Here is a 26894-nt window from a genome sequence, read left to right as displayed (position 1 = left end):
TTGATTCACATATATACTAATCTGCTGATTCGTCATCCGGTTCATCCACCGGCTCCTGATGATCACATGAAGTACACTGCAATCGTGCTCCCTTTTTGTTCCGCTTTTCAATCATTAGCGATCCGCAACTTGGACATGGTTTAGCTGAAGGTCTGTCCCATGAGACAAAATCACATTCAGGATATTTGTCACAACCGTAGAAAATACGTCCTTTTTTACTACGACGCTCTACAACATGACCTTCCTTACACTTCGGACAAGTCACGCCGATATCCTTGATAATCGGTTTGGTATTCCGGCAATCAGGGAAGCCAGAGCACGCAAGAAACTTGCCAAAACGTCCGAGTTTATAAACCAGCGGTTTGCCGCACTTCTCACAGATCTCATCCGATACTTCGTCTTCAATCTCGATTTCTTTCATTTCTTCTTCCGCAAATTCAAGCCGTTTCTCAAAAGATTCATAGAATTCTGCGAGTACTTTGACCCAATCCTCCGAACCTTCCTCCACATGGTCAAGATCACCTTCCATGTTTGCGGTAAATTCTACATTCAGGATTTCCGGGAAAAACTCTTCCATCTGTTCGATGACCAGTTCACCAAGCTCCGTTGGCATGAATTTCTTTTCCTCAATTGCAACATATCCGCGCTTCTGAATGGTCTCCAGTGTTGGCGCATATGTACTCGGACGCCCTATACCCAATTCCTCAAGCGTCTTAACCAACCTTGCCTCCGTATATCGGGGTGGCGGTTGTGTAAAATGCTGTTTTGGCTCAATCTCCTGCTTCTCAAGCACATCTCCACTTTTCAACGGAGGCAGCAGACGATCTTCATCGGTTGTACCATCGTCGTTTCCTTCAACATATACCTTCATGAAACCTTGGAATCGTACCTTCGAACCTGCTGCACGGAAAATGGTGTCCCCCGCAGCAATATCTACAGAGAGTGTATCCAGAATAGCCGAAGACATCTGGCTCGCTACAAAACGTTCCCATACCAGTTTATACAACCGGAACTGATCGCGACTCATGAATGACTTGATTGAGTCAGGGTCACGCAGAATTGAAGTTGGACGAATCGCTTCATGCGCATCCTGAGCATTAGCTGCTTTTTTGGAATAGTTTCGTGGAGTCTCAGGTGCAAATGGCTCACCATACTTACCAACGATATATTCTTTGGCTTCTTCTTGTGCAGATGTCGCAATTCGTGTGGAGTCCGTACGCATATACGTGATGAGACCTACTGTGCCTTCTTTTCCAAGGTCTACACCTTCATATAGTTGTTGGGCGACCGACATCGTCTTGGAAGCTCTGAAATTCAATTTACGTGCCGCTTCCTGTTGCAGAGAACTTGTCGTAAACGGGGCGGAGGGGTTACGGCTCCGTTCTTTCTCTTTAACTTCCTTGATCGTAAAGTCTGCACCTTCGATCTGTTTCAGGATCTCTTGCACTTCCGCTTCACTGCCCAGCTCTGTTTTGGCCCCGTTCAGTTTATGAAACTTGGCTTCAAACGGATTGCCGTCTGCTGTCAGTTTGGCGGTAATGCTCCAGTATTCTTCCGGCTCAAAATCATCAATTTCATTTTCACGATCTAAAATGATTTTAACAGCCACGGACTGAACTCGGCCTGCTGACAAACCTTTTTTCACTTTCTTCCATAATAACGGACTAATTTTATATCCAACGAGCCGATCCAGAATACGTCTTGCCTGCTGCGCGTTAACTAAATCCATATTGATTTTCCGCGGCGTTTTGAACGCATCTTTGACCGCCTGTTTTGTAATTTCATTAAATACTACCCGGCAATCTGCCGTATCGTCCAGTTCAAGGGCATGGGCTAAATGCCATGCGATAGCCTCACCTTCGCGATCCGGGTCAGCTGCGAGATACACTTTTTTCACTTTCTTACGTGCATCCTTCAGTTCTTTCAGAATTGAACCTTTGCCGCGGATCGTAATATATTTCGGATTAAAATCATTCTCTACCTCAACGCCGATCTGACTCTTTGGCAAATCGCGAATATGCCCCATCGAAGCTTTTACGATGAACTTGCTGCCTAAATATTTGCCTATCGTCTTCGCCTTTGAGGGCGACTCCACGATTACGAGTGCATCCGCCATAGGTTCATCCTCCTCTCAGTCATGAAACTGTCATGAAACTGTTTCTGTAAGCTTATGCATAGTTAATAACTTCTGCTAATTATATATTTCCACGCACTACGTAGGTTGTAGCTTCGTCATACCCTCGCGTATTTAGTGCCTGGTAATTGGCTAATCTGCTTTTTTATGATTAAAGATAACAGAACTGAATGCAAATGTCCAAAATCCCAACCAAGCAGCTCAACCATTTGATCCAATGATTGTTCTCCCTGTTCCAACAGATAAATCACGCGTTGTTCATCTGGAGAGAGCTTAACCTCAGCGAATATCCCTCGCCCGGAAGGCTCGGTTGTTTCGGTCGAACGTCCTCTATTGTAAGGAAGTTGTTCTGCATTTGGCAAGCCCAATCGATACTCTTCCAATACATCTGCTGCACAAGTGACCAATTTGGCCCCTTGACGGATAAGATTGTGTGCTCCCCGACTTTTCGGCGATGTAATAGGTCCAGGGACTGCAAATACATCCCTGCCTGCTTCAAGCGCAGCATCTGCTGTAATGAGTGAACCACTGCGAATGTCAGCCTCAACAACCAATGTTCCCAGTGTCAGACCGGCAATGATTCGATTCCGTTCCGGAAATAATCCCTGGCGCGCTCTCGTATCTGGTGGATACTCCGACAAAAGCAGCCCCGTCTCCGCGATTCGCTCAGCGAGACTTGTATTTTCGGGAGGGTATATATTATCAATCCCTGTTCCGAATACTGCGATCGTTTTTCCCTTTGCACGTAGTACTGCCTCATGACATACGCTATCAATACCGCGGGCAAGCCCGCTTACAATCGTCAGTCCTGCATTGCATAATTGCTCTGCAAGCTTTTCCCCAACTTTGCGTCCATACACGGTTGGCATACGAGTTCCCACCATGGCAATAGACGAATCGTGTAGCAAACTAACATCCCCTCGAGCATACATTACCCAGGGAGGCTGAACGGTTTCCTTCATTAATATGGGATAATTCTGATCCAGATAAGTAATAACCTCTATCCCCTGATTGTAAACGTGTTCTCTTTTACTCTCAATCCAGTCGATAGTAAATTGGCTAGCCAAACGGGCAGCCTGATCTTTGCGCAAGCCTGCTGCGACCCAGTCGCTTTCCCCATAATTCAATAGTTCGGTTAATTCATGTTGTCCCAAAATCAGTTTCGAGATTGTTTTCTTGCCAATACCCTCCATCTCATGCAACCCAAACAAGATCCATCGTTCTTCCATACCATAAACCTCCCAAAGTGGGAAGAGATCTTCCCTCATATTGTGTGTTAAGTGACCACGGAATGCAAGCGTTTACGCAGATGAGAGACAATTCCTCCCCCTTTTCCCGTAAAAAAACGCAAAAAAAGCAACCCTTCGCCCTGTTCAAGGACAAAAGGTTGCTTACCTTTTCCGTAACCATAATAGTCGGTCTACCAGAAATAAATCATTTCCGAGCCGTTTCTTCTATTATAACGAAAAAGAATTAATGTGTCGTGCACAAATTCAAAATACCGCGTTCCTCAAGTACACTCACCAAAGTTGAACCCATCTCAGCAGGAGTTGGTGCTACTTTGATTCCACATGATTCCAGCTTCGCAATTTTCTCTTTGGCTGTACCTTTACCGCCAGAGATAATAGCGCCAGCATGGCCCATCCGTTTGCCTGGAGGCGCTGTTACGCCACCGATAAAGCCAACAACCGGTTTGGTCATGTTTTCACGTACCCAATCTGCAGCATCCTCTTCAGCTGTACCACCAATCTCACCAATCATGATGACCGCATGAGTCTGTGGATCTTCATTGAACCGTTTGAGGATATCAATGAACTCGGAGCCTTTTACAGGGTCTCCCCCGATTCCTACAGCAGAAGATTGTCCAATGCCACGTGTCGTCAGTTGATGAACGGCTTCATAGGTAAGTGTTCCACTACGGGAAACAACGCCTACGTGCCCTGCCATATGGATATAACCAGGCATGATACCGATTTTACATTCGCCTGGTGTAATGACACCTGGACAGTTTGGTCCGATCAGGACGGTATTTTTACCTTCCATGAAGCGGTCAACCTTGATCATGTCAAGAACCGGAATACCTTCTGTAATACAGATTACGAGGTCCAGCTCAGCATCAACAGCTTCCATAATGGAATCTGCTGCAAATGCAGGAGGAACGTAAATGACGCTCGCTGTTGCGCCTGTAGCTTCCTTCGCTTCCTGCACAGTGTTGAACACCGGCAGACTAGCTACTGTGCCGTCTTCCAACGTGATATCCACATTAGTTCCGCCTTTACCCGGTGTAACTCCGCCTACCATCTGGGTTCCGTAGTCCAATGCGCCCTTCGTGTGGAACATTCCCGTTGAACCCGTAATGCCTTGCGTAATGACTTTTGTATTTTTATCGATCAAAATACTCACGTTGCTTCACATCCTTACGGTTATTTTTCAATTCCCGGACAGCTCCGGTACTAAGGAATGAACTTATTTTACGAGGGCAACAATTTTCTGTGCACCATCGGCCATGGAATCAGCAGGAACGATATTCAGGCCAGATTCACCCAGAATACGTTTGCCAAGCTCCACGTTAGTTCCTTCAAGACGAACAACCAGCGGTTTGGTCAGGCCAAGCTGCTTCGCGGCTTCAACAACACCATTGGCGATAACATCACAGCGCATGATGCCACCGAAGATGTTAACGAAGATCCCAGCTACTTTGGCATCGGACAAGATGATCTTAAATGCTTCAGTCACCTTCTCCGTTGTCGCACCGCCCCCAACGTCAAGGAAGTTGGCCGGGTCTCCACCGTAGTATTTGATAATGTCCATCGTTGCCATCGCAAGTCCCGCACCATTGACCATACAGCCGATGTTGCCATCAAGTGCTATGTAGCTGAGGTCGTATTTGGAAGCTTCGATTTCTTTTTCATCCTCTTCATCCAGGTCACGCAGTTCCAAAATGTCTTTATGACGGAACAGGGCGTTGGAGTCAAAGTTCAATTTTGCATCTAGCGCGATAACGTTTCCATCTCCGGTAACAACGAGAGGATTGATCTCGGCAATAGAGCAATCTTTTTCGACAAATGCAGTGTACAGCGCGAGCATGAACTTAACAGCTTTGTTCACCAGTTCATTTGGAATCTTAATGCTGTAAGCCAGTTTACGGGCCTGGAACACTTGCAATCCAATGGCAGGGTCAATGATTTCTTTGAAAATTTTCTCAGGTGTAGCTTCAGCTACTTCTTCAATCTCAGTACCGCCTTCTTCGGAAGCCATCATAACTACACGGCCTGTGGCACGGTCCACAACAACACCCACATAATACTCTTTGCGGATATCGCATCCTTCTTCAATCAGAAGACGTTTCACTTCTTTGCCTTCTGGTCCTGTCTGGTGTGTTACCAATACTTTGCCCAGAATTTCGGAAGCATAGGCACGAACTTCATCCGTACTCTTTGCCACTTTTACGCCGCCGGCTTTACCCCGGCCACCTGCGTGAATTTGCGCTTTAACAACAGTCACCGGACTGCCCAATGCCTCTGCGGCCGCAACCGCTTCATCGACTGTATAAGCAACCTTTCCGTTTGGAACGGTAACTCCATACTGTTTCAGTACTTCTTTTCCTTGATATTCATGGATATTCATTCTCGAATCCTCCTATCAACATGACTGCAACAAGGCGGGTTGGTAGACTAACAAAAGACAAATGTTGACTATTTTCACTTAAACCCAATTCATTGTAACACGTTTTTAAAACGCTTTCCTTAAAAAATTAATGTTTAATAGACAGTATTTTGATATGAGTATGATCCCATATTGTGAATGCTTGGGTATATATGGAAAAAACCTCAGCTAAAAACTGAGGTTTCCTTGATGTAAAACTACATTTTATTTTTTGGCTGCGTTCGTGTTGGTTTCGTGAACTTTCTCCAGCAATCCTTTGAACTGACCCAGCAATGTTTCAAACTCTGTACTGTTCAAACACGCATCTCCCTGAATGGATTCAGGTATGGATAATGCCTTGTTCCGCAACTCACGGCCCGAGTCGGTTAGTGTAATTAATACTTTTCGTTCATCCTGAGCCGAGCGTTCGCGATTAATAAGTCCTGCTGACTGCAAACGTTTGAGAAGGGGTGTCAACGTTCCCGAATCGAGATAGAGAGCCTCCCCGATCTCTTTAACCGTACATTCTTCACGTTCCCACAAAACCATCAACACCAAATACTGGGAATACGTTACGCCGAGCACCTCCAGATAAGGCTGGTACATCTTCGTAATCTCACGTGAACAAGCATATATGGCAAAGCATAATTGGTTATCCAGCTTCAAACTGTCAGTCTGCATATGTCTTTCTCACCTGCCTATTGTGCATTCTATTCCTTATAACACAGGAACTATAGTTCTATACTATCACAAAATAGAAAAAAAACAGAATAATTGAGCACAAATGATTTTACTAATCAATTTAATTATGATAAATTAGATTGTGTAAAACATAAATATGAATAGATGACCAGCAGTACATCCCCATAATTCAATAAAAATAATACATAAGGTCAATGGAATAGATTCGAGTTTTCTTGCGCCAAATTTGATAATCATAACGAAAGATATATATAGACCATCTTCACCATAGCTATTTAATGTTTTCCTTCCATAACTAAAATTCAGGGATCTGGAATGATGACTACAGCAATGATAATGACAGGTTGACTCCATGATTCCTTTTATATAAAATGCTTAGTAGAAGCTGAGGAAGCACCTTAATTCGTAGACTGACCCGTATTATGCGGAGTCAAGAATCGAGTGAGGTGTTTCTTTGTTATGTACGGAAAATTGCACAGTGCGTGTTTGTACGGAATCGATGGCGTTCTGATCGAGGTGGAAACCGATTTATCCAATGGTCTGCCACAGACGTCCATCATCGGATTACCGGATTCAGCCATTCGTGAGGCCGTTGAACGTGTCCGTGCAGCGATTAAAAACTGCGGATATCAGTATCCTTTACAGCGGATCACAATCAATCTGGCCCCCGCTGATCTGCGCAAGGAAGGATCCTCCTTTGACCTAGCTATTGCTATTGGTTTACTCATGACAAGCGGCCAGCTTTTACTCCCTCCCAAGGAACGGACACTAGTGGTTGGCGAACTGGCGTTGGACGGTTCGATCAGGTCCGTGCCCGGCATTTTATCCATGGTGGATCTGGCCAAACGACAAGGCTTTACCTCCGTGCTCCTGCCTTTGGATAACGTGGAGGAAGCGTCACTGATTCGAGGTATCCAGGTGTTTGGCATTCGTCATTTACAGGATATTGCTCCAGAAAACCCAGATCAACCCGCTAGCTCAGTGGGGATACCAAATAATTCGAATGCAGGACCAGTCGTGTTGAAAAATTATGTACACCTCGCTGCTCCTATAACGGATATGACTCATAAGATGGCGGATAGGAAGCCAAGACAAACACCATTATTTGCAGATGACTATAGCGATGTTCTGGGGCAGCATCATGTAAAACGCGCGCTTATGATTGCAGCAGCAGGCATGCATAACATATTGCTCGTTGGACCGCCAGGCACGGGCAAAACGATGTTAATCAAACGTCTGCCTTCCATCCTTCCTCCTTTGTCAGAAGATGAAGCGTTGGAAGTCACCAAAGTATTAAGTGCCGCAGGCAAGTTGAAAGAAGCGCCTCAAGGCCTGATTGCAGACAGACCTTTTCGCTCGCCTCATCATACAATATCCACTTCTGGTCTGATTGGAGGCGGTGGTATCCCGAAACCGGGTGAAGTGAGCCTTGCCCACCGGGGCATATTGTTTCTGGATGAATTACCTGAATTCCAGCGCCAAGTGCTGGAGGTATTAAGGCAGCCGTTAGAGGATCGCACAGTGACAATTAGTCGGGCACGCGCTGCATTCACCTTTCCGGCCCAGTTCATGCTAGCATGTTCCATGAATCCCTGTCCCTGCGGATATTTGTCCGCTCATTCGGAGGAGCAACGCTGCATATGTAGTCCAGCCCGTGTTGCCGCATACCGAGCCAAAATTTCAGGACCACTGCTGGACCGCATTGATCTTCAGGTTGAGGTTCCTCCACCAGGTGAGTGGCGCAAGTCTGCTGCTTCCCCTTCCTCTGAAGAAATGCAGGCAAAAGTGATCCATGCTCATCTAATTCAGGCTACACGTTATGCCAAAAGTTCCGTTCGTTGGAATAGCCAGCTTTCGGGCACGCTTTTGCGACGAACGATCCATCTCCCCCAAGAGGCAGAGCAACTGTTAGAGCAAACGCTGCAAACGTTAAACCTGAGCATGCGTGCACATGATCGGATTATCAAGATGGCACAGACCATTGCCGATCTGGACCATGAAGGTGAAATTGTGACAGCTCATGTGGCTGAAGCCATCCAGTATCGTCAACTGGATCTTAATTTATTTTGAAGCTATTTTAAGAAGCATATGGAAAAAGAACGGGTCGATTTACCCAAAGGCAGTGAAATGGGCATGAAACTGTAGACAGCAGAGGAAGATCGAGAAAGATTTCTTATGCAGATTCTACAATGCGGATACGCCAACATGATAAAAAACGTACAAGCCCTTCTCTTCTGTGAAGAAAGGTACTTGTACGTAAATTTCCCTGTAACATAAGGGGATCGTATATAGCTAAGGTCTACAATAATTTAACAATTTATTATTCAAAAAGAGTGAGTTTGTCCTTAGCTGGTGTGCGTTCTTTGGCAGAAGGAATAACATCAGGGTATCCCATATAAATCATGCCTACAATCTTCTCTCCCGCCTCTATTCCAAGCGGTTTGCGGAATTTGGGAGCGTACAAAAATGGCTTGGTCACCCAGAACGTTCCAATGTCTTCACTCCAGGCTGCAAGCATAAAGTTCTGGACCAATGCACTGACTGCAGCGAAGTCTTCGTCCCAGATATTCTGTCTTGGATCTTCTTCCAGCACGACAAGCATAACGGATGGAACTTGCATAATATTGGCTGAGAATTTGTTATCTTCTCCCATTTCTGCATCAATAGCCTCAGCCAGTTTCTTCCGTCCATTCCCGGTAAACAATAAAAATCTCCAAGGTTCACGCAGTTTATGGTTAGGAGCCCAGACTGCGGTGTCCAGCAATTCTATAATCTGCTGTGTAGGAACAGCTTCTTTTTTGAATTTTTTCACCGTACGACGGTTTTGAATCGCATTTCTGACTTCATTTATTGTTTTCGTAGCTTTATTCATCGGCCGTACCTCCTGTTTATAAAATCGTTTGCAACCGCAATAGTGATTCGCGGCTTTGTACATTCAATATAATTTCTTTATGACATAAAAGATTACCTGTTTACCTTCTTGATTATACACCCATCTGATCGCGAGATTCAAAGGGGCGGCAGAGATCATTACCGTTAAGGTCATTACGAATAGAAAAGACGACTCTGAATTTTGATTCACCAAGAGGGATCATCAAGTCAGAACCGTCTTTTATTCTCATGTTATTCATTCACATATCATATCAACGAGTAATCAATCGTCGTAACTCTCCCCTTCAAACGTGCCATTCCCTTCAAATGTGCCATTAACAAAATCCATTTTGTTATACTTCTCCTGGTTACCTGCAGCATCTGTACTGTAGTACTCTACCACCTTGACATCAGGGGCATAAAACTTGACGGGTCCTTCATAGTTCTTCCATTCTCCCCCATTGATTCGATATTGCGTTGTTTTTACGCCCGAACCTTTGACTTCGTCTGTTGCCTGAAGTCTGAATGTAAATCCTTTGATGTATATTTTCCCGTTCACAGTATCTGTAATAGGAACTAATCTGTACTTGGTTACTGGAGGTGTAATATCTGCATCCTTCTTAAGTACGATATTAAACGTATTATGATCTCCTTGTACGAGGGTAACGTTCTGAGTAGATTTTAAGTATCCTGTTGCTTCCCCCGTTATTGTTCTGGTGCCTGTTGGCACGCGCTTTATAAAATAGTTACCTTGAGCATCTGTTGTTGCCGAACCTCCAGCATTAACTTTAGCCCCAATTACTGGATTGCCCGACTCATCTACAACTTTTCCCCGCACGTGTGCCGCCTCTGCCAAAACAACATCCACTCTCAAGGTTCCTCCCTCACGGACACTCAATCGACCCTGTTCATATAACATATAATCATCGGCATCTACCCTATTGCAGTGTTCGGATTATAGGCGTAATCAATTCCTGTAACCACATATCGACCTTGCTGATCAGATTTCACTATACGATCAAAGACACTTGATACTTTTATACGAGCATCTGGAACAGGTTTGCCCGCCTGATCTTTGACCGTTCCCACAATCGTGGAAGGTTCATAAATACGAAAATCTAGCTGTATTTGTTCTCCACCGGACAATCCGTAGGAGCTATAGTGTCTGTACGTCACATAACCCTCTGCTTCAACTACAAAAGTAATTTCCGTATTGTCTTCAACGGACTCAATAATACGATACCGTCCATTCCCATCCGTCTTCACGCTTTTCTCTGACGTATCTCCACGATAATTAAGCCAATACTTTACAGTAGCGTCCTGGACAGGTAATCCCTGACGATCAATAACTTTACCTGATACACTTGCCTGGCTAGACGGATCGGCTGCATAAGAAACTCCGGAATACATGATTCCAAACAATATGAAACATAAAGATAGTGTACTTAGTCGAATGATCCATTTGATACTTGTCTGCATCTTCTCACTACACCTCACCATTTATTTTATTGATCAAACATTCCTCTTTAACCTCTTAAATTAACTGACCATAAGTTCAAGCTTCCAGAATTCTCCGTCCCAAACATATTGCCAAATCCCCTGTCCACCGTTCATGGTCTCGCTGATATCCAGCACTTCCATCCGAGGGCACTCCCATACTTGTTTTACTGTGTTGTTCGAAGTATTCTGAAGCTCTTTCATACATCCCACCAACCTCTCTTTAAATTTCAACTTTCTTAGTTTATTACAAATGATACATTTTGTATCTATAAATTTCTGAAATACAATGATTTTATTATCAATGCTCTATCCTCTGTTTAATGATTTCATAGTTAAATCAAAAAAAAGCCGCAGTTCCTGTATAAAGAGGAACTACGGCTTTAGTATATTAACTAATTTTAAAACTAAAACGAATGCGAAGATAAGACATAATTAAACTTGTACTTCGAAATCACTGACCAACTCACATCAAAAAGATACAATTCGTATCAATTAATATAGCAATAACTTTGAGTGTAATTCTTAAAAAGCATTAACAATATGATTCACAGAGACAGGTTTTCCTGCTTGATCGAGCATTACGGCAATTACATCAAAACGGATCTGAAGTTCCGTCTCTCCCGTCATTTGCAAATAAACGGATGCGGTTGAACGCACCTGCTGCATTTTACGCATATCAACCGATTCCTGAGGTGTACCGTACTGAGCGGCTCCACTTCTGCTTCTTACTTCTACAAAGACAATCAGACCCTCGCAGGAAGCAATGATGTCAATTTCACCGCTACGGCAACGCCAGTTCTGTCTAATGATCCGATAATCGTTCTCTCGCAACCATTGACAGGCAGCCTCTTCACCTAATCGGCCTTTCTGCTGTCGTGTGAGCTTTAATCCTGGCTCCTGACCCAATCTACGGTCTACCATGACTCATTTTCCTCACGTCCTGAGGCCATTCGATCTGCACGGTAGACGTACGTTAGCACCTCTGCGACCAGTTGATACAGTTCTGCCGGAATCTGTTCATCCAGATCCAACTTGGAGAGTACCTCCACAAGTGCTGCATCCTCCTGAACTGCCACGCCGTTTTCTCTGGCTTTATCCAGAATGGCTTCTGCCACTTTACCGCGCCCCTTAGCTATAACAACAGGTGCTTCACTCTCTCCAGGAACATATTTTAGGGCAACCGCCTTTTTGGAGAGCAGGTCCGGTTGTGACGACTCGTCTTTCATACCTTCAAGTCCACCCCTTTGTAACGTTCAGGACTATAATCCGAGGCCGTCATTTTCCGCTCCGCGCCCGGCTCCTGGCCCACAGGCCACGTTTCCGCCTTGAAGGTCAGCAGTTGATAGCCCAGCTTGTCCAATGCCTGATGGATGACCTCTCGTCCGCTCTCCAGGAGCGGTCCCATTCCTTCGCGATCATTCAATACACGCAGACTGACAATGTTATTAACCACATGGACATCTACCAGAGTAGGCCCAAGACTTTTCATGTCCAGATCAAACCATAGACGGCAGTTGGACGCATCCAGCTCTCCACGAGGTCCACGACGTGATTGAATCTGAACAGACGCCGTTTCTTCCCCGTCCGGTCCAGTGATCGGAATAAACCAGTGCATCTGTGCAAAGGTAGCACTGCGATCTGTCGTCAGCAATAACTGCTGACCTGTCAGATACTGCACGGCCTGTCCGGCGGCATCCTTAAGCGCCGCCGGTGCACCTTCGCTGCTGGCAAGCTGCAGCAGCAAGCCCTTCAGCGTGTCCGCATTCGCCGGACTCGCCGCATCCCCCACGCGCGGCTGCGCTGCCGCGCCGTGAACGGCCTGCTGCTCGTGCTCCGCACCGAGCAGCTTCAGCACGCGCCCCACCCACGGGTCCCCCTCGTGGGTGACAGGCGCGTGCACTGCCGCAGCTCCCGCAGGTGCTGCGGCATTACCGCCAGCCGGCGGCGCATCAGCGCCGGCTGGCAACGGCTGCGGCACGCCTCCGGCAGCCGCAGCCGCCTGGCCGCCCTGCGATGCAGGGGCGGCCTGTGCTGCCGCACCAGGCTGTGCCGGTGCGGCAGTGGACGCGCTGCGCAGGGCGTCCAGCAGCGCCAGCAGCTTGGGCGCCAGCTGCGCTGCCGTAGGCGCTGCTGGCGCCGCCTGGCCTGCTGCGGACGGCGTCCCCGCAGCAGCAGGCGTTTCAGCGCGGCCGTCAGTCCGCCCGGCCGCGCCTGTTTCAGGCTGGCCTGTAATTACACGGCCAGCCACAGATTCAGCTGCCGCCCCCGGTGTACCCGGGCGGCTCCCGACTTGGCCCGCGTCAGCTCCGCGCGGGCTCTCCCCAGGTATTCCGGTTCCAGACGGAATACCTGCGCCCCCTTTGCCAGCCGTTTCAACGCTGCTGGCAACTGCCTTTGCCCCGGCTTCAGCATTTCCTGCCCCTGCGCCAGTCTGCAGGTTTCCTTTCACCGCAGTACCTGCATCCTCTGCCCCGCCATCCGTCATGGATATAGATCCTGCCAATGCCGTTTGTCCTTGTTGCGTCGACAAAGCAGGCGTTCCGGTTCCAGTCACCTGACGACCATTGCTTGATGCAACCAATCCTTCTTCCGCCTGTGATGCATTCGGCACAACAGGTGCACCAGCCATGACTGCTGGTTTCATCGCAGCAGATTGTTCTCCAGGCAATACCGGTTTACCTGTAGTTTGAGTAAGCATCGTTTCCAACTGGTCAGCCAACCCACTTAACAACTGGTGCAGAGGGGGGCCAAACACCGTCTGGTGTAATCCTTTTACTGTTTCCGCCGTAACCGGAAGACCACGCTGAAAAGCAATCCCCGTCGCCTGCACCCATTCTTCCACAGGAACCTGTGCGGGTTTGGCAGTCATCATATTCTGGACCATAGCCACATTATCCTTCGTTAGCGGCAATCCGCTACGCTGCATGGCAAGTAACAGCTCCCGGTTCCCTTTTGTATCCGGCAGTCCTACATCCTTAAGCAGGTTGTTCAGCGAAGCTTGTGGCAGCTCAGCAAGTGCACCCGTCATAGGTTTCATTACCGTTATGCCATTTTCACCTGGAGGCTGCACTTGAAGCAACGTGGTCTCACCCGGACGGAGTGGAGTCTCCAACTTGGCGCGCACTTGCACACCTTGAATCTGCAGAACTGCTTCTCCTCCATCATCGGATACACTAACGACGGAGCCACGAACCACCTGACCTTCCTTTAATTCAAGCGGTTTGGCATTGCCGGGCTTACTATCTCCCATTAATCCCTTTATCATGGAACCGATATTCAAATCTCTCCCCCTCCTTTCTTCAAACCTGTGTTAAAACAACGATTGTTGCTCTCCAAGCAGGTTGCCCAGAAAACTGCGCCGATGCATCGGGGTTGCCCCCAATGCCATAATTTGCTCCCGATGAACTTTTGTTGCATATCCTTTATGTATCGACAAACCATATTCCGGATATAACGTATCCCATTCTTCCTTACACAGCCGATCTCGCGTTACCTTGGCAATAATAGATGCCGCTGCGATCGATTGACTATTAGCGTCACCTTTAATGATGGATAGTTGAGGTACATTTACATCCACCTTCTCGGCATCCACCAGCATATAATCAGGAGTTTCTCCCAATGCTTCAACAGCTCGTTTCATCGCAAGTCTCGCAGCCTGCTTGATGTTAAGCCGATCAATTGTCTCTGCATCCGCGTACCCGATACCTACCGCCAGCGCTTTTTCCATAATGATGTCATATAATGCATCTCGTTTTTTCTCCGTTAATTTCTTGGAGTCATTCACACCTTCCAGGATAAGATCCTTCGGTAAAATAACCGCCGCTGCAACAACATCCCCAAACAAACAGCCCCGTCCTACCTCATCAATGCCAGCAATACGTTCAAATCCACTGTCCCAATACTCCCGCTCGTAGAGCAACAGGTCTCGAGGTTCACTGGCTTCTTTTTTCTTCTTTGGTCCAATCGGTGTATCCAGTAGATTCAACCCGATCTCTTCATTATTTTCAAACATAATACTCATCTCCTCTACCCACGCATTTTCAGCATGCGTATCACTTACAACTTTTTTATAATATAGACGCAGATCCTCTGTCTTTTGTTCTGTACAACCTGTCTCTCACAGCAAAACTTTTCCTTGAGGTTTACAATAATAAAGATAGTTATGTCTTCATTTATCGGTATTTGATGGTTTAAATTGAATATATCAGACCTCGTCTAATTTAAATTGCACCACCATTCATCATAGCACGAATTAGATGCACCTGATATATAGGTCAGCCAATTCCATAAAGCGTACTGTTCTTCAATCCTCTTCCATTTTATCGTTTTCGACGTATGTTCCAGCTCTTCTTCCGCGTTTGTATACACAAAAAAACGACCGCTCCCGGTAATCCGGTAACGGCCGCTTCTTTCGGCACTTGTATATATGAAATGAACAAATGAAGATAATGATCTTCATCGTGTAGAGTCCATTTTTTTAATAGGGAGCTTCCATAGAAAAACGTCCCATTTTTCCCGCTCGCAGTTCACGCAGAAATGCTCGTGATGCCTTTTCCAGATCAATGCGTCCACCGCTTACAACACATCCACGGATACGACCGACTTGTTCCATAATCGCAATAACACTGTCTGAATCATCTGCATCTTTGGAGAACTCCTGAAGTCCGTATCTCTCTTCAAGAGCGTCCCAGTAATAACGCATCAGGTAGCTGATTCCAAAAAAGGCGATATCCTCTGCATTCAAAATTTCCTCTTTGATTGCACCTGTTACGGCAAGACGATAACCTACATTTTGATCTTCGAACTTGGGCCAAAGAATACCCGGAGTATCCAATAACTCCATTTCTTTGCCAACTTTGATCCACTGTTGCCCCTTCGTCACACCAGGACGATCTCCTGTTAACGCAATACTCCGTCCAGCCAGTCGGTTAATCAGTGTTGATTTACCTACATTGGGAATCCCTACGATCAACCCGCGAACCGCACGAGGATTAATCCCTTTGGCAATTTGACGATCAATTTTTTCTTTAAGAAGAAGCTTGGCCTGAACGGGAATATCTTTAACATTCGTTCCCGTCGAAGCATCTACAGGAAAAGCGGTAATTCCTTCTTTTTTGAAATATTCAATCCATTCTTGCGTCACTTTTGCATCTGCCAAATCCGATTTGTTCAACAAAATCATCCGGGGTTTATCCAGCAATATTTCATCAATCATTGGATTACGGCTGGAGACAGGCAGACGGGCATCCAATAGTTCGATGACCACGTCGATGAGCTTTAACTTATCCTGAATCTGGCGTCTGGCTCGAGTCATATGACCTGGAAACCATTGTATCGTCAACTTGTCTTCACCTCATTATTTACTTCAATTTCAGTGGTTGATCCACTTGATCTCACCGATCGGCCAGAAAATCACATCTGCACGACCAATAATATCTTTTAACGAAACATAACCGATCATACGGCTGTCTGTACTATTTGGACGGTTATCTCCCATGACAAACACATGACCTGCCGGCACTTTGCCATCAGGGAACTGTTCATTCGGGAAATCCTTCACGTTATAGGTTCCACCATTTGCTTCAGCTGCATCAATGGCTCCTTGAATATACGTTTCATCAACCTTTTTACCGTTAACCATCACGGTATCGTCTTGAACCTCAACGGTATCACCTTCTACAGCAATAACACGTTTAATGAAATCTCGACCTTCGGATGGTACGTGGAAGACGATAACTTCACCGCGCTTCGGTTCTCTGATATCATATAAGATTTCGTTGACAATCACACGTTCACCCGTTTCAAAGTTCGGCTGCATGGACGGACCGTCCACAACAAACGGTTTGAAGAGCAACCACCGAATGAGAATGACAAGAACTAATGCGATAACAATAGCTTTAAGCCATTCAACAATTTCATTTTTGGCTTTTTTGGATCGACTATTTTTCTCTTCGGCAGGATTGCCCTGGTCATGTTGAACTTCTTGTTCCATTCAAGATCTTCCTCTCTTCACAGTACATGTTTATAGCAGTACACACATCCAGCATTCTGTATCGTTCCAATAACTCAATGGATGGATACAAAACATTCACATCAGTTATGTAATCTTTCACCAAGCATTACAGTACATTTAATCCACAATTCAAATGCCTTCAAGAGGTTGTTCAAAAAGTCGGTACTGAAACCGGTCTTTTGAACACGCACTTCAATAACTGACTTTACAAGCCTCCCGGACTATTCACCGCATGTGTTGCCATACCATTTTACTCGGAAGTGTACCTCCGGTTCAACTTTTCCCGGACAAAAACGAAAAGGGCTTGTCTCCAAGCCCTTCCCGGTATCCGTTATATTAACGAATTTCTTTAATTCTCGCTGCTTTACCGCGTAGTTCACGAAGATAATAAAGCTTCGCACGACGAACTTTACCACGGCGAGCCACTTCGATTCTATCGATTTTAGGGGAATGAAGCGGGAAAGCTCTTTCCACACCTACACCGTAAGAAATTTTACGAACTGTAAAAGTCTCACTGATTCCACCACCACGGCGTTTAATCACAACACCTTCGAACAATTGGATACGTTCGCGAGTTCCCTCGATTACCTTAACGTGCACTTTCAAAGTGTCACCAGGACGAAAACTCGGAAGATCCTTGCGAAGTTGTTCTTGTGTAATCGCTTGAACGATATTCATCTATGACTCCCTCCTTCCATACAGGCGTTCATACTTCTTCCAGAGATCACCTTGTCTCCTTCATCATCCATAGAGGACCGCCGTATTCCACATAACAGACTTATTGTATCACGCAGCATATCAAAACACAAGAGAATTTAAACAAATGCCTATTGTTCAATCTGCCACTCTGAAACTCATCCATCACATGTTAACTTCATCCTAAAATACATTCTCCCATATGGATAGTGAATCAACGCTCTAATCTGCAAGTCAACCTGATACAGGAAAAAAAACTGTAACTTCCAGTGTAGTAATATCGTCTATGATATAACTTATTGACCACTTTAAAAGGAGAATACCCAGACTTATGAAATATTGGAAAAAGATCACACTTGTCCTACTCGCCATGCTCACATGCTCCATTACACTATATTCATATGCCGTAACTCACCCAACGAATGCACTGTCACACAAAGCCTGCACATCCTGGGACATAGTCAAACGCAAAGCATTCGAGCTGTCACACACTGACTTCTCCAACCAATCTGCGCTGGATCGTTCTACCTTCAGGATTGAACAAGGTACTGCTACAGAAGTACCTGTACTGATGTATCATTACATAGAGCCCAAATTGAATAATCACGAGACAGATAATAAATCCATCATTAATCTGGAGGATTTTGAGCAAAATATGAAATACCTGCATGATGAAGGCTACCGCACGATTACACTGGATCAGCTTGAGCAATATGTTAGCGGGAAGATTTCCCTGCCACAGAAATCCATTGTGATTACCTTTGATGATGGATACCAGAACAATTATACATTAGCTTACCCTGTGCTTCAAAAATATAATTTTCATGCCTCGCTGTTTGTCATAGGCAGTAAAATTCAAGATCAACCTTCGGAATTTGAGCCCGCAATTAACAGTTTCATCTCCAAACCAGAGATGCAGGCAGCAACTGATGTATTTGAATTTAACAGCCATACCTATAACCTGCATCACAAGGGATTTATGCGCTGTGGTAACAGTGTTCCTGTCGGTCTGGACACCAGTCTTCTGGATGATGATATCCAGCATATGAAGCAAACCGGAATAGACACACCTTATCTGGCCTATCCTTTTGGTTATACCAGTACACAGATGATCTACAAGTTACAGCAACATGGATATCGCATGGCCTTTACCGTAAAGTCTGGATTTGTGCATCCAGGAGATCATCCCATGAAGCTGCCTCGCTTGACGGTCACGACAGGTACTGATTTGGCGATCTTGCTTCAACCCGAATCCAGTCCGCAGAACGAATTATCTGCATCGGAGAATGACCAGTAAAATCTAGATTTTAACTTCACCGCCCGGATACAGAGTCGAGCTATACAGCATTTTAAGCTGTGGCTTGGCTCTTTTTGCATCGGTAAGTGATAATGTCATCGGAGAGCTGGAATACATCACCGCTTCCTCTGCGTCATAGATAATGATCTGTTCTTTCCCCGTCTGAACCAGGTCTGCATGCACCGCATATCCCTCTTTCGGGAATTCAGTAACCGTTTTCATATCTCCATCTACCAAAGAAGGCAACACATCTCCACCTCTGCGATACGCCAAAATATAATCGAGTCCACCCTCATCCCAGTTACACACAGGCTCTATAATGGTTAACCAGCCCCGAGTCGCGCGATTTTCTTTCCAAATTTCTTGCCCTGCGCTATCCAGCATGAACATTCCATCCTTACCATGCTCATCCCCTCGGACAATCCGGTCCAGGCCTGCAATCTGTAAACCTTCCATTCCAGTACAAAAATGACCCAATGCAATATGCTGTGATTCAATCGAATCTTCATAACGCCACTTCTCATTACCATAGCGGTCCATCATGACCGTAACACTGCCACCAATGACAACCTCAACTTGCCCATCACCGTCAACGTCTCCAAACCATATACAGTCAGCATGATCCTCGAGATTATGACAAGACCATAACAACGTCCCATCATGATCCAGCATGTCATATCCGGCCATCACTTCATCTTTCCCATCTCCATCGATGTCATATACCCATGGAAAATGTCCCGGATTCCCTTCATGCTTCCATAACAAATTAAAATCATGGTCGAGTGCCCATAACGTCCTATAGCGGTCTTTCAATATAATGTCCATTTTCTGCTGGTTACCCGTCAGGTTGGCGAGAATAATGCAGTCATGTGCTTCATCCCCTGGCAGATCACGTGTTTCTTTGATCTCTCCGGTCCGGCCATCCAACACGAGAAATTGTTTGTCCATGACACACAAAACTTCATTATTTTCATCTCCATCCCAATCTGCGATCTGAGCGGGATAGTCTGAACCCGGACCACCTGCATCCGGATCAGGAGTTCCAACCTGCCATAGTAATGTTCCTTCCAGATCAAACGCAGTCAAACAACATACCTGATGTGGGACATACCGATCGTCTATACCCCCATCTGCCTGTACCAGCAACATCTCAAGTCTGCCATCCCCATTTAGATCTCCCAAAAGCATTTTGCAGCGTTCTCCAGCTTGGCTAATATCTACTCTCGCGATTTCATAAGGCTGATGATTCATAACCTTCCTCCTCAGCTATCTTTATATTCAATTCCAGCTGAGTTCACCATAAAGAAAATCCCTTTCTTTTACAACCCTATTTAGAATCATGCAAAAAAGTTCAAATCTGCAATAAAGTGCCTACGTAATTAAACCATTTAAATGAATGATTTTAAACCCACTCTAAAAACTCAAGGCGATTGCCAAAAGGATCATTTATATAGAAACGTCTTACTCCTTCATCTGCTCTTGCTTCGTCATCGACAATATGAATTTGGTTATGAATGAGATGATCACGCAACTGATCCAAATGTTGTACATGAAATGCCGGATGAGCTTTTGTGGCGGGAATAAAATCTTTTTGTACTCCAATATGCACTTGGTGTCTGCCACACTCGAACCATACACCACCCCGTTTTCTCAGAATTTCAGGTTTGGGAATCTCCGTCCAGCCTAACAGGTTATTGAAAAAATGACGTGCCTCCGCTTTACAACCTTCAGGTGCCGCGAGCTGAATATGATCAAGACCAATAATATTGTAAGTCATTCATACACCTCCTTTTGTTTCATTTGATGAAACTCAGTTTCATTATTTATACTTACATTTTATAAAATATACTAATGAAAATCCAGTATTCTTTTCAATGTACACAAAAAAAAGCCAACCTTTGGTATCAAGGTCGGCCTTTTCGAACTCTGGAAAATAATATTTACGTGTTTATACGATACATATACTTACTCTGTGCTATCTTTACGGTTCGGGCGTATCTTTTTCAACCAAATACGTTCTTTATCCGTCAAATCGGCCTTTTCCAACATCTCCGGTCTGCGCTCCAGCGTACGAAGCAACGACTGTTCTCTGCGCCATGCCTCAATGTTCAGATGATGTCCCGACAACAGCATATCCGGTACTTTCATGCCCCTAAACTCGGGTGGACGTGTGTAGTGTGGATATTCGAGGAGTCCAGTACTGAATGAATCCGTCACAGCACTTGTCTCATTGCCAAGCACACCGGGTATAAGACGTACGATACTGTCGATCGCAACCATAGCAGGTAACTCCCCACCCGTGAGTACGTAATCACCAATGGATAGTTCATCCGTCACGAGAAATTCGCGGATACGCTCATCGTAACCTTCATAATGTCCACATATAAAAATCAGATGATCTTCTTGCACAAGTTCTTCTGCTTTTTTCTGTGTAAACGTCTCACCTTGCGGACACATTAGAATGATACGTGGAGATTTCATCGATGCCGCAGCTTCTCCGCGTTGCTCCAGAACATCTTCTACAGCAGCAAAGATCGGATCTGGTTTCAGCACCATGCCCCCACCCCCACCGTAAGGAGCATCATCTACTGTATTATGTTTATTGGTCGCATAATTACGGAAGTTGGTTGCACCAAGGGATACGAGCCCCTTCGTTTGAGCTTTACCCAGAATGCTTGCTCCGAACACACCGTCAAACATCTCCGGAAATAGCGTTAATACATCCACTTTCATGTTACAGCAGCCCTTCCATCAGGTGAATCTTCACTTGCTTCTTTTCGATGTCCACATCAAGTACTACATCATCAATAACGGGAATCAGCACTTCTTTACCTGCAGGCGTTTTGACAACCCATACATCATTGGCACCCGGAGTCAAAATTTCAGAGATGGTTCCAAGCGTTTCACCCTCTTCGGTGATAACCGAACACCCAACGATTTGATGGAAGTAGTATTCACCTTCCTCCAATTCAGCCAGATTCTCTTTCAACACTTTGGCCATGCCGCCCTTAAACTTCTCTACTTCATTAATATTGCCATACTCTTTCAGACGAAGAATATACATATTCTTATGCAAACGTGCAGATTCCACGTTAACTATGACGGGATGATTATCTGGTGTAAAGAAAAACAACTCTGCATTTTTCGCGAAACGCACTTCTGGGAAATCGGTTATAGGCATGATTCTCACCTCACCGCGAATTCCATGCGTATTAACGATTTTACCTACATTCATAAACTCTGCCATAAATCCTCCTATAAAATTAAATCAAATTAAACAGGTACCTCGACTCTGGTACAGCCGTTCCGGCGACGGTTCGTTCTTTCGATCGCTGTTACCCCCTCATTTTGAAAATTGCTTTAAAAGGTGAAAATGAGGTGATAGCGTATGCTTCCGATGTAGCTTTCTTTCAGAAAGCTTTAAGGCGAGCGCTAACGCTTCTCCAGAATCGATTCCGTCCCCTGTACTGCTCCGAAGTCACTCATACCCCAAAATTTAATACATTATAATATCTAGTCTAACATATTAGTTTCAGCATGCACGAAAAGGGGCTAGGACATGCATCCTAACCCCCTTTCGTATATCTTTAAGATATGATATCAACGGTAACCCGTTTATCCATCTTAACTGCTGCTGATGTGACGACCGTACGAAGTGATTTCGCGATTCGTCCCTGTTTACCAATTACCTTCCCGACATCGTCAGGATGAACGGTTAACTCATAAACGACAAGCCGGTCTTTCTCAACCGTCCGAACCGCCACATCTTCCGGATGATCGACTAAAGCCTTAGCAATTATGCTTACTAATTCTTCCATAGATGACCCTCCGAATCAGCACTTTATTTAGATAATTTAGACTCGTGGAACTTCTTCATCACGCCCGCTTTGCTAAGCAAGTTGCGGACAGTGTCAGATGCTTGTGCACCGTTTTGAAGCCATGCCAATGCTTTATCTTCATCGATCTTAACAACAGCCGGTTGTTCAACCGGGTTGTAGTAACCGATCTCCTCGATAAAACGACCGTCACGTGGGGAACGGGAATCCGATACCACTACGCGGTAGAAAGGAGCTTTGTGAGCACCCATACGTTTCAGACGAATACGAACTGCCATTTGAAAATTCACCTCCTTCAATGAAATCTGTATATGATCCAGCTTTGCTTAAATCAACGGAAAGGAAACTTCATTCCTTTACCCATACCTTTAAGCTGCTTCATCGCTTTATTTTTACCGCCTTTAGGTCCCATCATATCCGAGAACTGTTTCATCATGCGGCGCATCTCATCAAACTGTTTGATCAGACGATTTACTTCAGCCAGAGATGTTCCGCTTCCGGTAGCAATACGCTTCCGGCGGCTATGGTTGATCATGTCCGGGTTACGTTTCTCCTCGGTCGTCATTGAGTAAACGATCGCTTCGATCCGGCCCATCTGTTTATCATCAACCTTCAGATCCTTGGCTTGTTTCATCTTGCCCATGCCGGGAATCATATCCATGATCTGGTCGATTGGTCCCAGCTTTTTCACCTGATCCATCTGCTCCAGGAAATCTTCAAACGTGAATTCTGCATTACGCATCTTCCGTTCCATTTCCTTGGCTTTATCGGTATCAATGTTTAATTGTGCTTTCTCAATCAGAGATAACATATCACCCATACCGAGGATCCGTGAAGCCATACGTTCCGGGTGGAACGGCTCCAAAGCGTCAAGTTTCTCTCCAAGGGAAGCAAACTTGATTGGACAACCCGTAACTGCTTTGACAGAAAGCGCAGCACCACCACGAGTATCTCCATCCAGCTTTGTCAGGACAACCCCGGTCAGATTAAGCTGCTGGTTAAAGTGTTCTGCTACGTTAACCGCATCCTGACCTGTCATGCTGTCTACGACAAGCAGTACTTCATCCGGATTCACTACGCTGTGAATCTGGCGAAGTTCTTCCATCAGTTCTTCATCAACATGCAGACGTCCAGCTGTATCGATAATGACATAGTCATTACCGTTATCTTTGGCATGTTGAAGACCTTGACGTGCGATCTCAACAGGGCTTGTCTGATCTCCCAGTGTGAATACCGGCGCTTTGATCTGCTCGCCAAGTACTTGCAACTGTTTGATCGCTGCCGGACGATAAATATCTCCTGCAACAAGCAATGGTCTGCTGTTTTGCTTTTGCAGCATTTTAGCCAGTTTACCCGATGTGGTTGTTTTACCAGCACCCTGCAAACCAACCATCATCAGCACCGTAGGCGGTTTGTTCGCTTTAGCCAGTTTTGCTTGGCTTCCACCCATCAAATCCGTTAGTTCCTTGTTAACGATGTCGATGATGACCATTCCTGGCGTGAAGCTCTCCATCACTTCTTTGCCAACAGCCTTCTCTTTCACCTTGGCGATGAATTCCTTGACCACTTTGAAGTTTACATCCGCTTCGAGCAATGCCAGACGTACCTCGCGCATAGCCTCGGCTACATCTTCATCAGACACCTTGCCTTTGCCGCGCAGCTTGCTGAACACATTCTGTAATCGGGTCGTTAATCCTTCAAATGCCATGATCCCACCTCCTTAAGCTTTAATACTGTTTTCAAGACCGATCCGTTCCGCTCAGCCAATTCTTCATTCACTAAGCTGAGCAACGATATCGTGTATTTGTTTGTTGTTATCAATGGAGACGCCTGCGCGTTCCAATGCATTTTGCAAATCTTCAAGATTGCGATTACGCCGTTCATGCTTTTCCAGCAAGCCCAGCTTGCTTTCGTAATTTTCCAGCACTTGTTCGGCACGCTTGATATGCTCGTATACCGCCTGGCGGCTGATCTCAAACTCGGCTGCAATTTCACCAAGTGAGAAATCGTCATGAAAGTAATACTTTAGAAAAGTCTGCTGTTTCTCGGTAAGTAACAATTCATAAAAAGCAAACAGCAAGTTAATCCGGTTTGTCTTCTCAAGCCGATTTTCTTGACTCACATCGGGGCACTCCCTTCGTCAAGGAAAAACACTTTACACTCTTGCAACGTTCCTAATAATACCTAAAACAAATCAGGTTGTCAAGCAAAAATACTTGTCACAATAAAAACAGCTCTGATGATATGTTATTTCGATGTTTAACGGGCGGTTTATACCTTTTTCACTACAAGCAAATTCTATCTGTATCCCTGCGACCCACCTCGATGTAGAAGAAAAAACGAATGCATCTCAGTCCGTGGAGATGCATCCGTTTATGGTGTTCTAACGAAGTGGTGTCAGGTACAGCAGTACCATAAAGAAATGAAGAATACTGCCTGCCAGCACAAAGAGATGCCAAATCGCATGGTGGTACGGAAAACCACGCCATACATAAAAGAGCGTACCCAGTGTATACATCAGGCCTCCAGCAACCAGCAGCACAATGCCGCCTGTAGGAATGGCAGCCATAAGCGGTTGCCAGGCAATAACGATGAGCCAGCCCATCGCAATATAGAAAATCGTGGACATGAATAGAAACTTTTTCGTAAAAAACGCCTTAAAGATCACGCCGAATAATGCGATACCCCAGATTATACCGAACAGGGTCCATCCAAGTGTACCGCGAACAGCAATAAACAAAAGCGGAGTGTACGATCCCGCAATAAACAAATAAATGGAAGAATGATCGAAAATCTCAAATAAATCTTTCACTTTTCCATCTTTCCATGCATGCACGAGTGTAGAGCTTGTATAGAGCAACAGCATGGTGATTCCGTAGATCGTGAAACTGACCACATGCCAAGCCGTGCCTTTCATACTTGAAAATACAATCAATATCACCAGTGCAGCTACACTGAGTGCAGCGCCGATTCCATGTGTCACCGCATTGGCGACTTCTTCACGGCGAGAATAGGTATACGTATTGGCCATTTTCAACCGTCCTTTCTAACCCTTTAACATTGCCTGCTTTATTCCTCCATTATACACGTATTGCCAGTGACATTACACGTGACACTTATCACGTATATCACTGGCAATACGGTTAACATTATTAATTCATCCTATTATTAATGATTCTAGGAATTAGCTTCCTCTTCTTCAGCACTTTCCGCTGGCTGTTCCTGGATCAATCCGGCGAACAAAGCATGCACAAATTGCTCAGAATCAAACGGCTGCAGATCATCAATCTTCTCACCCAGTCCTACGAGCTTCACAGGTAAGTCCAGCTCCTGACGGATCGCAACAACGATCCCCCCTTTGGCCGTTCCATCCAGTTTCGTCAGTACGAGGCCAGTTACACCGCTTTTCTCACCGAAAAGTTTAGCCTGGTTTAAAGCATTTTGACCTGTTGTTGCATCCAGTACCATCAGTACTTCATGCGGAGCATCCGGAATTTCACGCTGAATGACACGATAGATCTTGTTAAGCTCGTCCATCAGGTTCGATTTGTTTTGCAAACGACCTGCTGTATCACAGAGCAGAACATCCGCACCCCGTTGTTTCGCTGCCTGTACCGCATCATACATAACCGCTGCTGGATCAGAACCAGATTGCTGTTTGATCACATCGACACCGGCACGTTGTCCCCATACTTCCAGCTGTTCGATGGCTCCGGCACGGAACGTATCTCCAGCTGCCATGATGACTTTTTTACCTTGTTGTTTAAATCGATGTGCCAACTTGCCAATCGTTGTTGTTTTACCAACACCGTTAACGCCAACGAACAAAATAACGGTAATGCCATTCGGATTCATTTTCAATTCGTTATTCTGTTCACCGCGAAGAAGACCCGTCAGTTTCTCGGACAATACAGGCTGCAGCTCAGCCGCGTCCTCAATTTTGCGTTTTTTCACCTCAACGCGCAGGTCTTCGATCAGATTCATGACTGTATTCACGCCAACATCTGCTCCGATCAAAATCTCTTCCAGTTCTTCATAGAACTCTTCATCGATTTTTTTGCGGCGGATTACGAGATCCGACACTTTTTCCACTAACCCTTTACGTGTCTTTTCCAATCCATCCTTGAACTGTTTGGTGACCGACTCCGTTTTGCTTGCAATGCTGTCTCTCAGCTTTTTAAAAAAACTCATAAAGCCCCT

The 26894-nt window shown here is 45.4% G+C and carries 28 protein-coding genes; 2 read left to right on the top strand and 26 right to left on the bottom strand.

All coding sequences use genetic code 11. The annotated features are described in order from the left end of the window. Positions 1-16: 16 nt before the first annotated feature. The 5 genes from topA to ACETMN_RS11620 form a co-directional block, all read right to left on the bottom strand. A complete protein-coding gene (gene topA / locus ACETMN_RS11640) occupies positions 17-2116 on the bottom strand; it encodes a type I DNA topoisomerase (protein ID WP_091017309.1) in 2100 nt (699 codons plus the stop codon). 116 nt (positions 2117-2232) lie between these two features. Then, positions 2233-3363 carry a DNA-processing protein DprA gene (gene dprA / locus ACETMN_RS11635; protein ID WP_091017311.1) on the bottom strand — a complete coding sequence of 377 codons (1131 nt, stop codon included), beginning with the start codon at positions 3361-3363 and terminating at the stop codon, positions 2233-2235. 244 nt (positions 3364-3607) lie between these two features. Then, complete coding sequence (gene sucD / locus ACETMN_RS11630; RefSeq protein WP_036609382.1) at positions 3608-4537, bottom strand: succinate--CoA ligase subunit alpha; 930 nt, start codon at positions 4535-4537, stop codon at positions 3608-3610. A 63-nt stretch (positions 4538-4600) separates the two neighbouring features. Further along, positions 4601-5761 carry an ADP-forming succinate--CoA ligase subunit beta gene (gene sucC, locus ACETMN_RS11625; protein ID WP_036609384.1) on the bottom strand — a complete coding sequence of 387 codons (1161 nt, stop codon included), beginning with the start codon at positions 5759-5761 and terminating at the stop codon, positions 4601-4603. Between the two features lie 243 nt (positions 5762-6004). Continuing rightward, positions 6005-6460, bottom strand: a complete 456-nt coding sequence (locus tag ACETMN_RS11620; RefSeq protein WP_036609387.1) for a MarR family winged helix-turn-helix transcriptional regulator — start codon at positions 6458-6460, stop codon at positions 6005-6007. Between the two features lie 480 nt (positions 6461-6940). Between ACETMN_RS11620 and ACETMN_RS11615 the strand changes: the two genes are divergently transcribed. After that, positions 6941-8551 carry a YifB family Mg chelatase-like AAA ATPase gene (locus tag ACETMN_RS11615; RefSeq protein ID WP_091017315.1) on the top strand — a complete coding sequence of 537 codons (1611 nt, stop codon included), beginning with the start codon at positions 6941-6943 and terminating at the stop codon, positions 8549-8551. 250 nt (positions 8552-8801) lie between these two features. Here the strand turns inward: ACETMN_RS11615 and ACETMN_RS11610 are convergent, their stop codons facing one another. The 11 genes from ACETMN_RS11610 to rplS all read right to left on the bottom strand — a co-directional run bounded on the left by ACETMN_RS11610 (position 8802) and on the right by rplS (position 17543). Continuing rightward, the gene (locus ACETMN_RS11610; RefSeq protein ID WP_091017317.1) at positions 8802-9353 is read right to left on the bottom strand and encodes a nitroreductase; all 552 of its coding nucleotides are present in this window, start codon (positions 9351-9353) and stop codon (positions 8802-8804) included. A 282-nt stretch (positions 9354-9635) separates the two neighbouring features. Beyond that, complete coding sequence (locus tag ACETMN_RS11605; RefSeq protein ID WP_411736147.1) at positions 9636-10220, bottom strand: carboxypeptidase-like regulatory domain-containing protein; 585 nt, start codon at positions 10218-10220, stop codon at positions 9636-9638. Between the two features lie 65 nt (positions 10221-10285). Continuing rightward, the gene (locus ACETMN_RS11600) at positions 10286-10831 is read right to left on the bottom strand and encodes a carboxypeptidase-like regulatory domain-containing protein (RefSeq protein ID WP_411736146.1); all 546 of its coding nucleotides are present in this window, start codon (positions 10829-10831) and stop codon (positions 10286-10288) included. A 60-nt stretch (positions 10832-10891) separates the two neighbouring features. Beyond that, on the bottom strand, positions 10892-11053 hold the full coding sequence (locus ACETMN_RS11595; RefSeq protein WP_139331839.1) for a paeninodin family lasso peptide: 162 nt from the start codon (positions 11051-11053) through the stop codon (positions 10892-10894). A gap of 321 nt (positions 11054-11374) precedes the next feature. After that, the gene (locus ACETMN_RS11590; RefSeq protein ID WP_091017321.1) at positions 11375-11773 is read right to left on the bottom strand and encodes a YraN family protein; all 399 of its coding nucleotides are present in this window, start codon (positions 11771-11773) and stop codon (positions 11375-11377) included. Then, positions 11767-12078, bottom strand: coding sequence for an EscU/YscU/HrcU family type III secretion system export apparatus switch protein (locus ACETMN_RS11585; protein WP_091017323.1), 312 nt, complete (start codon positions 12076-12078; stop codon positions 11767-11769). Before ACETMN_RS11585 ends, ACETMN_RS11590 begins: the two co-directional genes overlap by 7 nt. After that, entirely contained in the window at positions 12075-14117 is a 2043-nt protein-coding gene (locus ACETMN_RS11580) for a DNA ligase (RefSeq protein ID WP_341072913.1), read from the bottom strand. Before ACETMN_RS11580 ends, ACETMN_RS11585 begins: the two co-directional genes overlap by 4 nt. Positions 14118-14162: 45 nt before the next feature. Further along, positions 14163-14864 carry a ribonuclease HII gene (locus ACETMN_RS11575; RefSeq protein WP_091017327.1) on the bottom strand — a complete coding sequence of 234 codons (702 nt, stop codon included), beginning with the start codon at positions 14862-14864 and terminating at the stop codon, positions 14163-14165. 465 nt (positions 14865-15329) lie between these two features. After that, entirely contained in the window at positions 15330-16193 is an 864-nt protein-coding gene (ylqF, locus tag ACETMN_RS11570) for a ribosome biogenesis GTPase YlqF (RefSeq protein WP_036670353.1), read from the bottom strand. Positions 16194-16223: 30 nt separating this feature from the next. After that, positions 16224-16844, bottom strand: a complete 621-nt coding sequence (gene lepB / locus ACETMN_RS11565) for a signal peptidase I (protein ID WP_047842465.1) — start codon at positions 16842-16844, stop codon at positions 16224-16226. A 357-nt stretch (positions 16845-17201) separates the two neighbouring features. Next, positions 17202-17543, bottom strand: coding sequence for a 50S ribosomal protein L19 (gene rplS / locus ACETMN_RS11560; RefSeq protein ID WP_017689212.1), 342 nt, complete (start codon positions 17541-17543; stop codon positions 17202-17204). Positions 17544-17892: 349 nt separating this feature from the next. On the opposite strand from rplS, the gene ACETMN_RS11555 reads away from it, so the two are divergent. Further along, the gene (locus tag ACETMN_RS11555; RefSeq protein ID WP_091017328.1) at positions 17893-18858 is read left to right on the top strand and encodes a polysaccharide deacetylase family protein; all 966 of its coding nucleotides are present in this window, start codon (positions 17893-17895) and stop codon (positions 18856-18858) included. A 3-nt stretch (positions 18859-18861) separates the two neighbouring features. Here ACETMN_RS11555 and ACETMN_RS11550 read toward each other — a convergent pair whose 3' ends face one another. The 10 genes from ACETMN_RS11550 to ftsY all read right to left on the bottom strand — a co-directional run bounded on the left by ACETMN_RS11550 (position 18862) and on the right by ftsY (position 26885). Continuing rightward, positions 18862-20109 carry a hypothetical protein gene (locus tag ACETMN_RS11550; protein ID WP_091017330.1) on the bottom strand — a complete coding sequence of 416 codons (1248 nt, stop codon included), beginning with the start codon at positions 20107-20109 and terminating at the stop codon, positions 18862-18864. 151 nt (positions 20110-20260) lie between these two features. Continuing rightward, the gene (locus ACETMN_RS11545) at positions 20261-20635 is read right to left on the bottom strand and encodes a VOC family protein (protein WP_091017332.1); all 375 of its coding nucleotides are present in this window, start codon (positions 20633-20635) and stop codon (positions 20261-20263) included. 188 nt (positions 20636-20823) lie between these two features. Further along, complete coding sequence (gene trmD / locus ACETMN_RS11540) at positions 20824-21591, bottom strand: tRNA (guanosine(37)-N1)-methyltransferase TrmD (RefSeq protein ID WP_091017334.1); 768 nt, start codon at positions 21589-21591, stop codon at positions 20824-20826. 1 nt (position 21592) lies between these two features. Continuing rightward, complete coding sequence (rimM, locus tag ACETMN_RS11535; protein WP_091017336.1) at positions 21593-22105, bottom strand: ribosome maturation factor RimM; 513 nt, start codon at positions 22103-22105, stop codon at positions 21593-21595. A 340-nt stretch (positions 22106-22445) separates the two neighbouring features. Beyond that, complete coding sequence (locus tag ACETMN_RS11530; RefSeq protein WP_024630185.1) at positions 22446-22676, bottom strand: KH domain-containing protein; 231 nt, start codon at positions 22674-22676, stop codon at positions 22446-22448. A gap of 23 nt (positions 22677-22699) precedes the next feature. Beyond that, the gene (gene rpsP, locus ACETMN_RS11525; RefSeq protein WP_017689219.1) at positions 22700-22972 is read right to left on the bottom strand and encodes a 30S ribosomal protein S16; all 273 of its coding nucleotides are present in this window, start codon (positions 22970-22972) and stop codon (positions 22700-22702) included. Between the two features lie 53 nt (positions 22973-23025). Continuing rightward, a complete protein-coding gene (ffh, locus tag ACETMN_RS11520; protein ID WP_062833767.1) occupies positions 23026-24402 on the bottom strand; it encodes a signal recognition particle protein in 1377 nt (458 codons plus the stop codon). Between the two features lie 63 nt (positions 24403-24465). Beyond that, positions 24466-24816 carry a YlxM family DNA-binding protein gene (gene ylxM, locus ACETMN_RS11515; protein WP_017689221.1) on the bottom strand — a complete coding sequence of 117 codons (351 nt, stop codon included), beginning with the start codon at positions 24814-24816 and terminating at the stop codon, positions 24466-24468. A 261-nt stretch (positions 24817-25077) separates the two neighbouring features. Then, entirely contained in the window at positions 25078-25725 is a 648-nt protein-coding gene (trhA, locus tag ACETMN_RS11510) for a PAQR family membrane homeostasis protein TrhA (RefSeq protein WP_017689222.1), read from the bottom strand. Between the two features lie 146 nt (positions 25726-25871). Further along, complete coding sequence (gene ftsY, locus ACETMN_RS11505) at positions 25872-26885, bottom strand: signal recognition particle-docking protein FtsY (protein ID WP_091017338.1); 1014 nt, start codon at positions 26883-26885, stop codon at positions 25872-25874. Positions 26886-26894 lie beyond the last annotated feature (9 nt).

Source organism: Paenibacillus sp. M2, assembly GCF_046713495.1.
Taxonomy (GTDB): domain Bacteria; phylum Bacillota; class Bacilli; order Paenibacillales; family Paenibacillaceae; genus Paenibacillus; species Paenibacillus amylolyticus_B.
Note: the sequence above shows the minus strand (reverse complement) of the source record. Positions and strands in the feature narration are given on the sequence as shown.

What these genes read in the sequence shown, in the direction of transcription:
- ACETMN_RS11550 (WP_091017330.1), bottom strand. Translation starts at nt 20,109, where the DNA reads ATGAATCATCAGCCTTATGAAATCGCGAGAGTAGATATTAGCCAAGCT.
- trmD (WP_091017334.1), bottom strand. Translation starts at nt 21,591, where the DNA reads ATGAAAGTGGATGTATTAACGCTATTTCCGGAGATGTTTGACGGTGTG.
- sucC (WP_036609384.1), bottom strand. Translation starts at nt 5,761, where the DNA reads ATGAATATCCATGAATATCAAGGAAAAGAAGTACTGAAACAGTATGGA.
- ffh (WP_062833767.1), bottom strand. Translation starts at nt 24,402, where the DNA reads ATGGCATTTGAAGGATTAACGACCCGATTACAGAATGTGTTCAGCAAG.
- ACETMN_RS11545 (WP_091017332.1), bottom strand. Translation starts at nt 20,635, where the DNA reads ATGACTTACAATATTATTGGTCTTGATCATATTCAGCTCGCGGCACCT.
- rpsP (WP_017689219.1), bottom strand. Translation starts at nt 22,972, where the DNA reads ATGGCAGTTCGTATTCGTCTGAAACGTATGGGTGCTCACAAAGCTCCT.
- ACETMN_RS11590 (WP_091017321.1), bottom strand. Translation starts at nt 11,773, where the DNA reads ATGGTAGACCGTAGATTGGGTCAGGAGCCAGGATTAAAGCTCACACGA.
- ACETMN_RS11580 (WP_341072913.1), bottom strand. Translation starts at nt 14,117, where the DNA reads ATGATAAAGGGATTAATGGGAGATAGTAAGCCCGGCAATGCCAAACCG.
- ACETMN_RS11575 (WP_091017327.1), bottom strand. Translation starts at nt 14,864, where the DNA reads ATGTTTGAAAATAATGAAGAGATCGGGTTGAATCTACTGGATACACCG.
- topA (WP_091017309.1), bottom strand. Translation starts at nt 2,116, where the DNA reads ATGGCGGATGCACTCGTAATCGTGGAGTCGCCCTCAAAGGCGAAGACG.
- rimM (WP_091017336.1), bottom strand. Translation starts at nt 22,105, where the DNA reads ATGGCAGAGTTTATGAATGTAGGTAAAATCGTTAATACGCATGGAATT.
- rplS (WP_017689212.1), bottom strand. Translation starts at nt 17,543, where the DNA reads ATGAATATCGTTCAAGCGATTACACAAGAACAACTTCGCAAGGATCTT.
- ACETMN_RS11615 (WP_091017315.1), top strand. Translation starts at nt 6,941, where the DNA reads ATGTACGGAAAATTGCACAGTGCGTGTTTGTACGGAATCGATGGCGTT.
- ACETMN_RS11600 (WP_411736146.1), bottom strand. Translation starts at nt 10,831, where the DNA reads ATGCAGACAAGTATCAAATGGATCATTCGACTAAGTACACTATCTTTA.
- lepB (WP_047842465.1), bottom strand. Translation starts at nt 16,844, where the DNA reads ATGGAACAAGAAGTTCAACATGACCAGGGCAATCCTGCCGAAGAGAAA.
- ACETMN_RS11595 (WP_139331839.1), bottom strand. Translation starts at nt 11,053, where the DNA reads ATGAAAGAGCTTCAGAATACTTCGAACAACACAGTAAAACAAGTATGG.
- ACETMN_RS11610 (WP_091017317.1), bottom strand. Translation starts at nt 9,353, where the DNA reads ATGAATAAAGCTACGAAAACAATAAATGAAGTCAGAAATGCGATTCAA.
- ftsY (WP_091017338.1), bottom strand. Translation starts at nt 26,885, where the DNA reads ATGAGTTTTTTTAAAAAGCTGAGAGACAGCATTGCAAGCAAAACGGAG.
- dprA (WP_091017311.1), bottom strand. Translation starts at nt 3,363, where the DNA reads ATGGAAGAACGATGGATCTTGTTTGGGTTGCATGAGATGGAGGGTATT.
- trhA (WP_017689222.1), bottom strand. Translation starts at nt 25,725, where the DNA reads ATGGCCAATACGTATACCTATTCTCGCCGTGAAGAAGTCGCCAATGCG.
- ACETMN_RS11620 (WP_036609387.1), bottom strand. Translation starts at nt 6,460, where the DNA reads ATGCAGACTGACAGTTTGAAGCTGGATAACCAATTATGCTTTGCCATA.
- ACETMN_RS11530 (WP_024630185.1), bottom strand. Translation starts at nt 22,676, where the DNA reads ATGGAAGAATTAGTAAGCATAATTGCTAAGGCTTTAGTCGATCATCCG.
- ACETMN_RS11585 (WP_091017323.1), bottom strand. Translation starts at nt 12,078, where the DNA reads ATGAAAGACGAGTCGTCACAACCGGACCTGCTCTCCAAAAAGGCGGTT.
- ACETMN_RS11555 (WP_091017328.1), top strand. Translation starts at nt 17,893, where the DNA reads ATGAAATATTGGAAAAAGATCACACTTGTCCTACTCGCCATGCTCACA.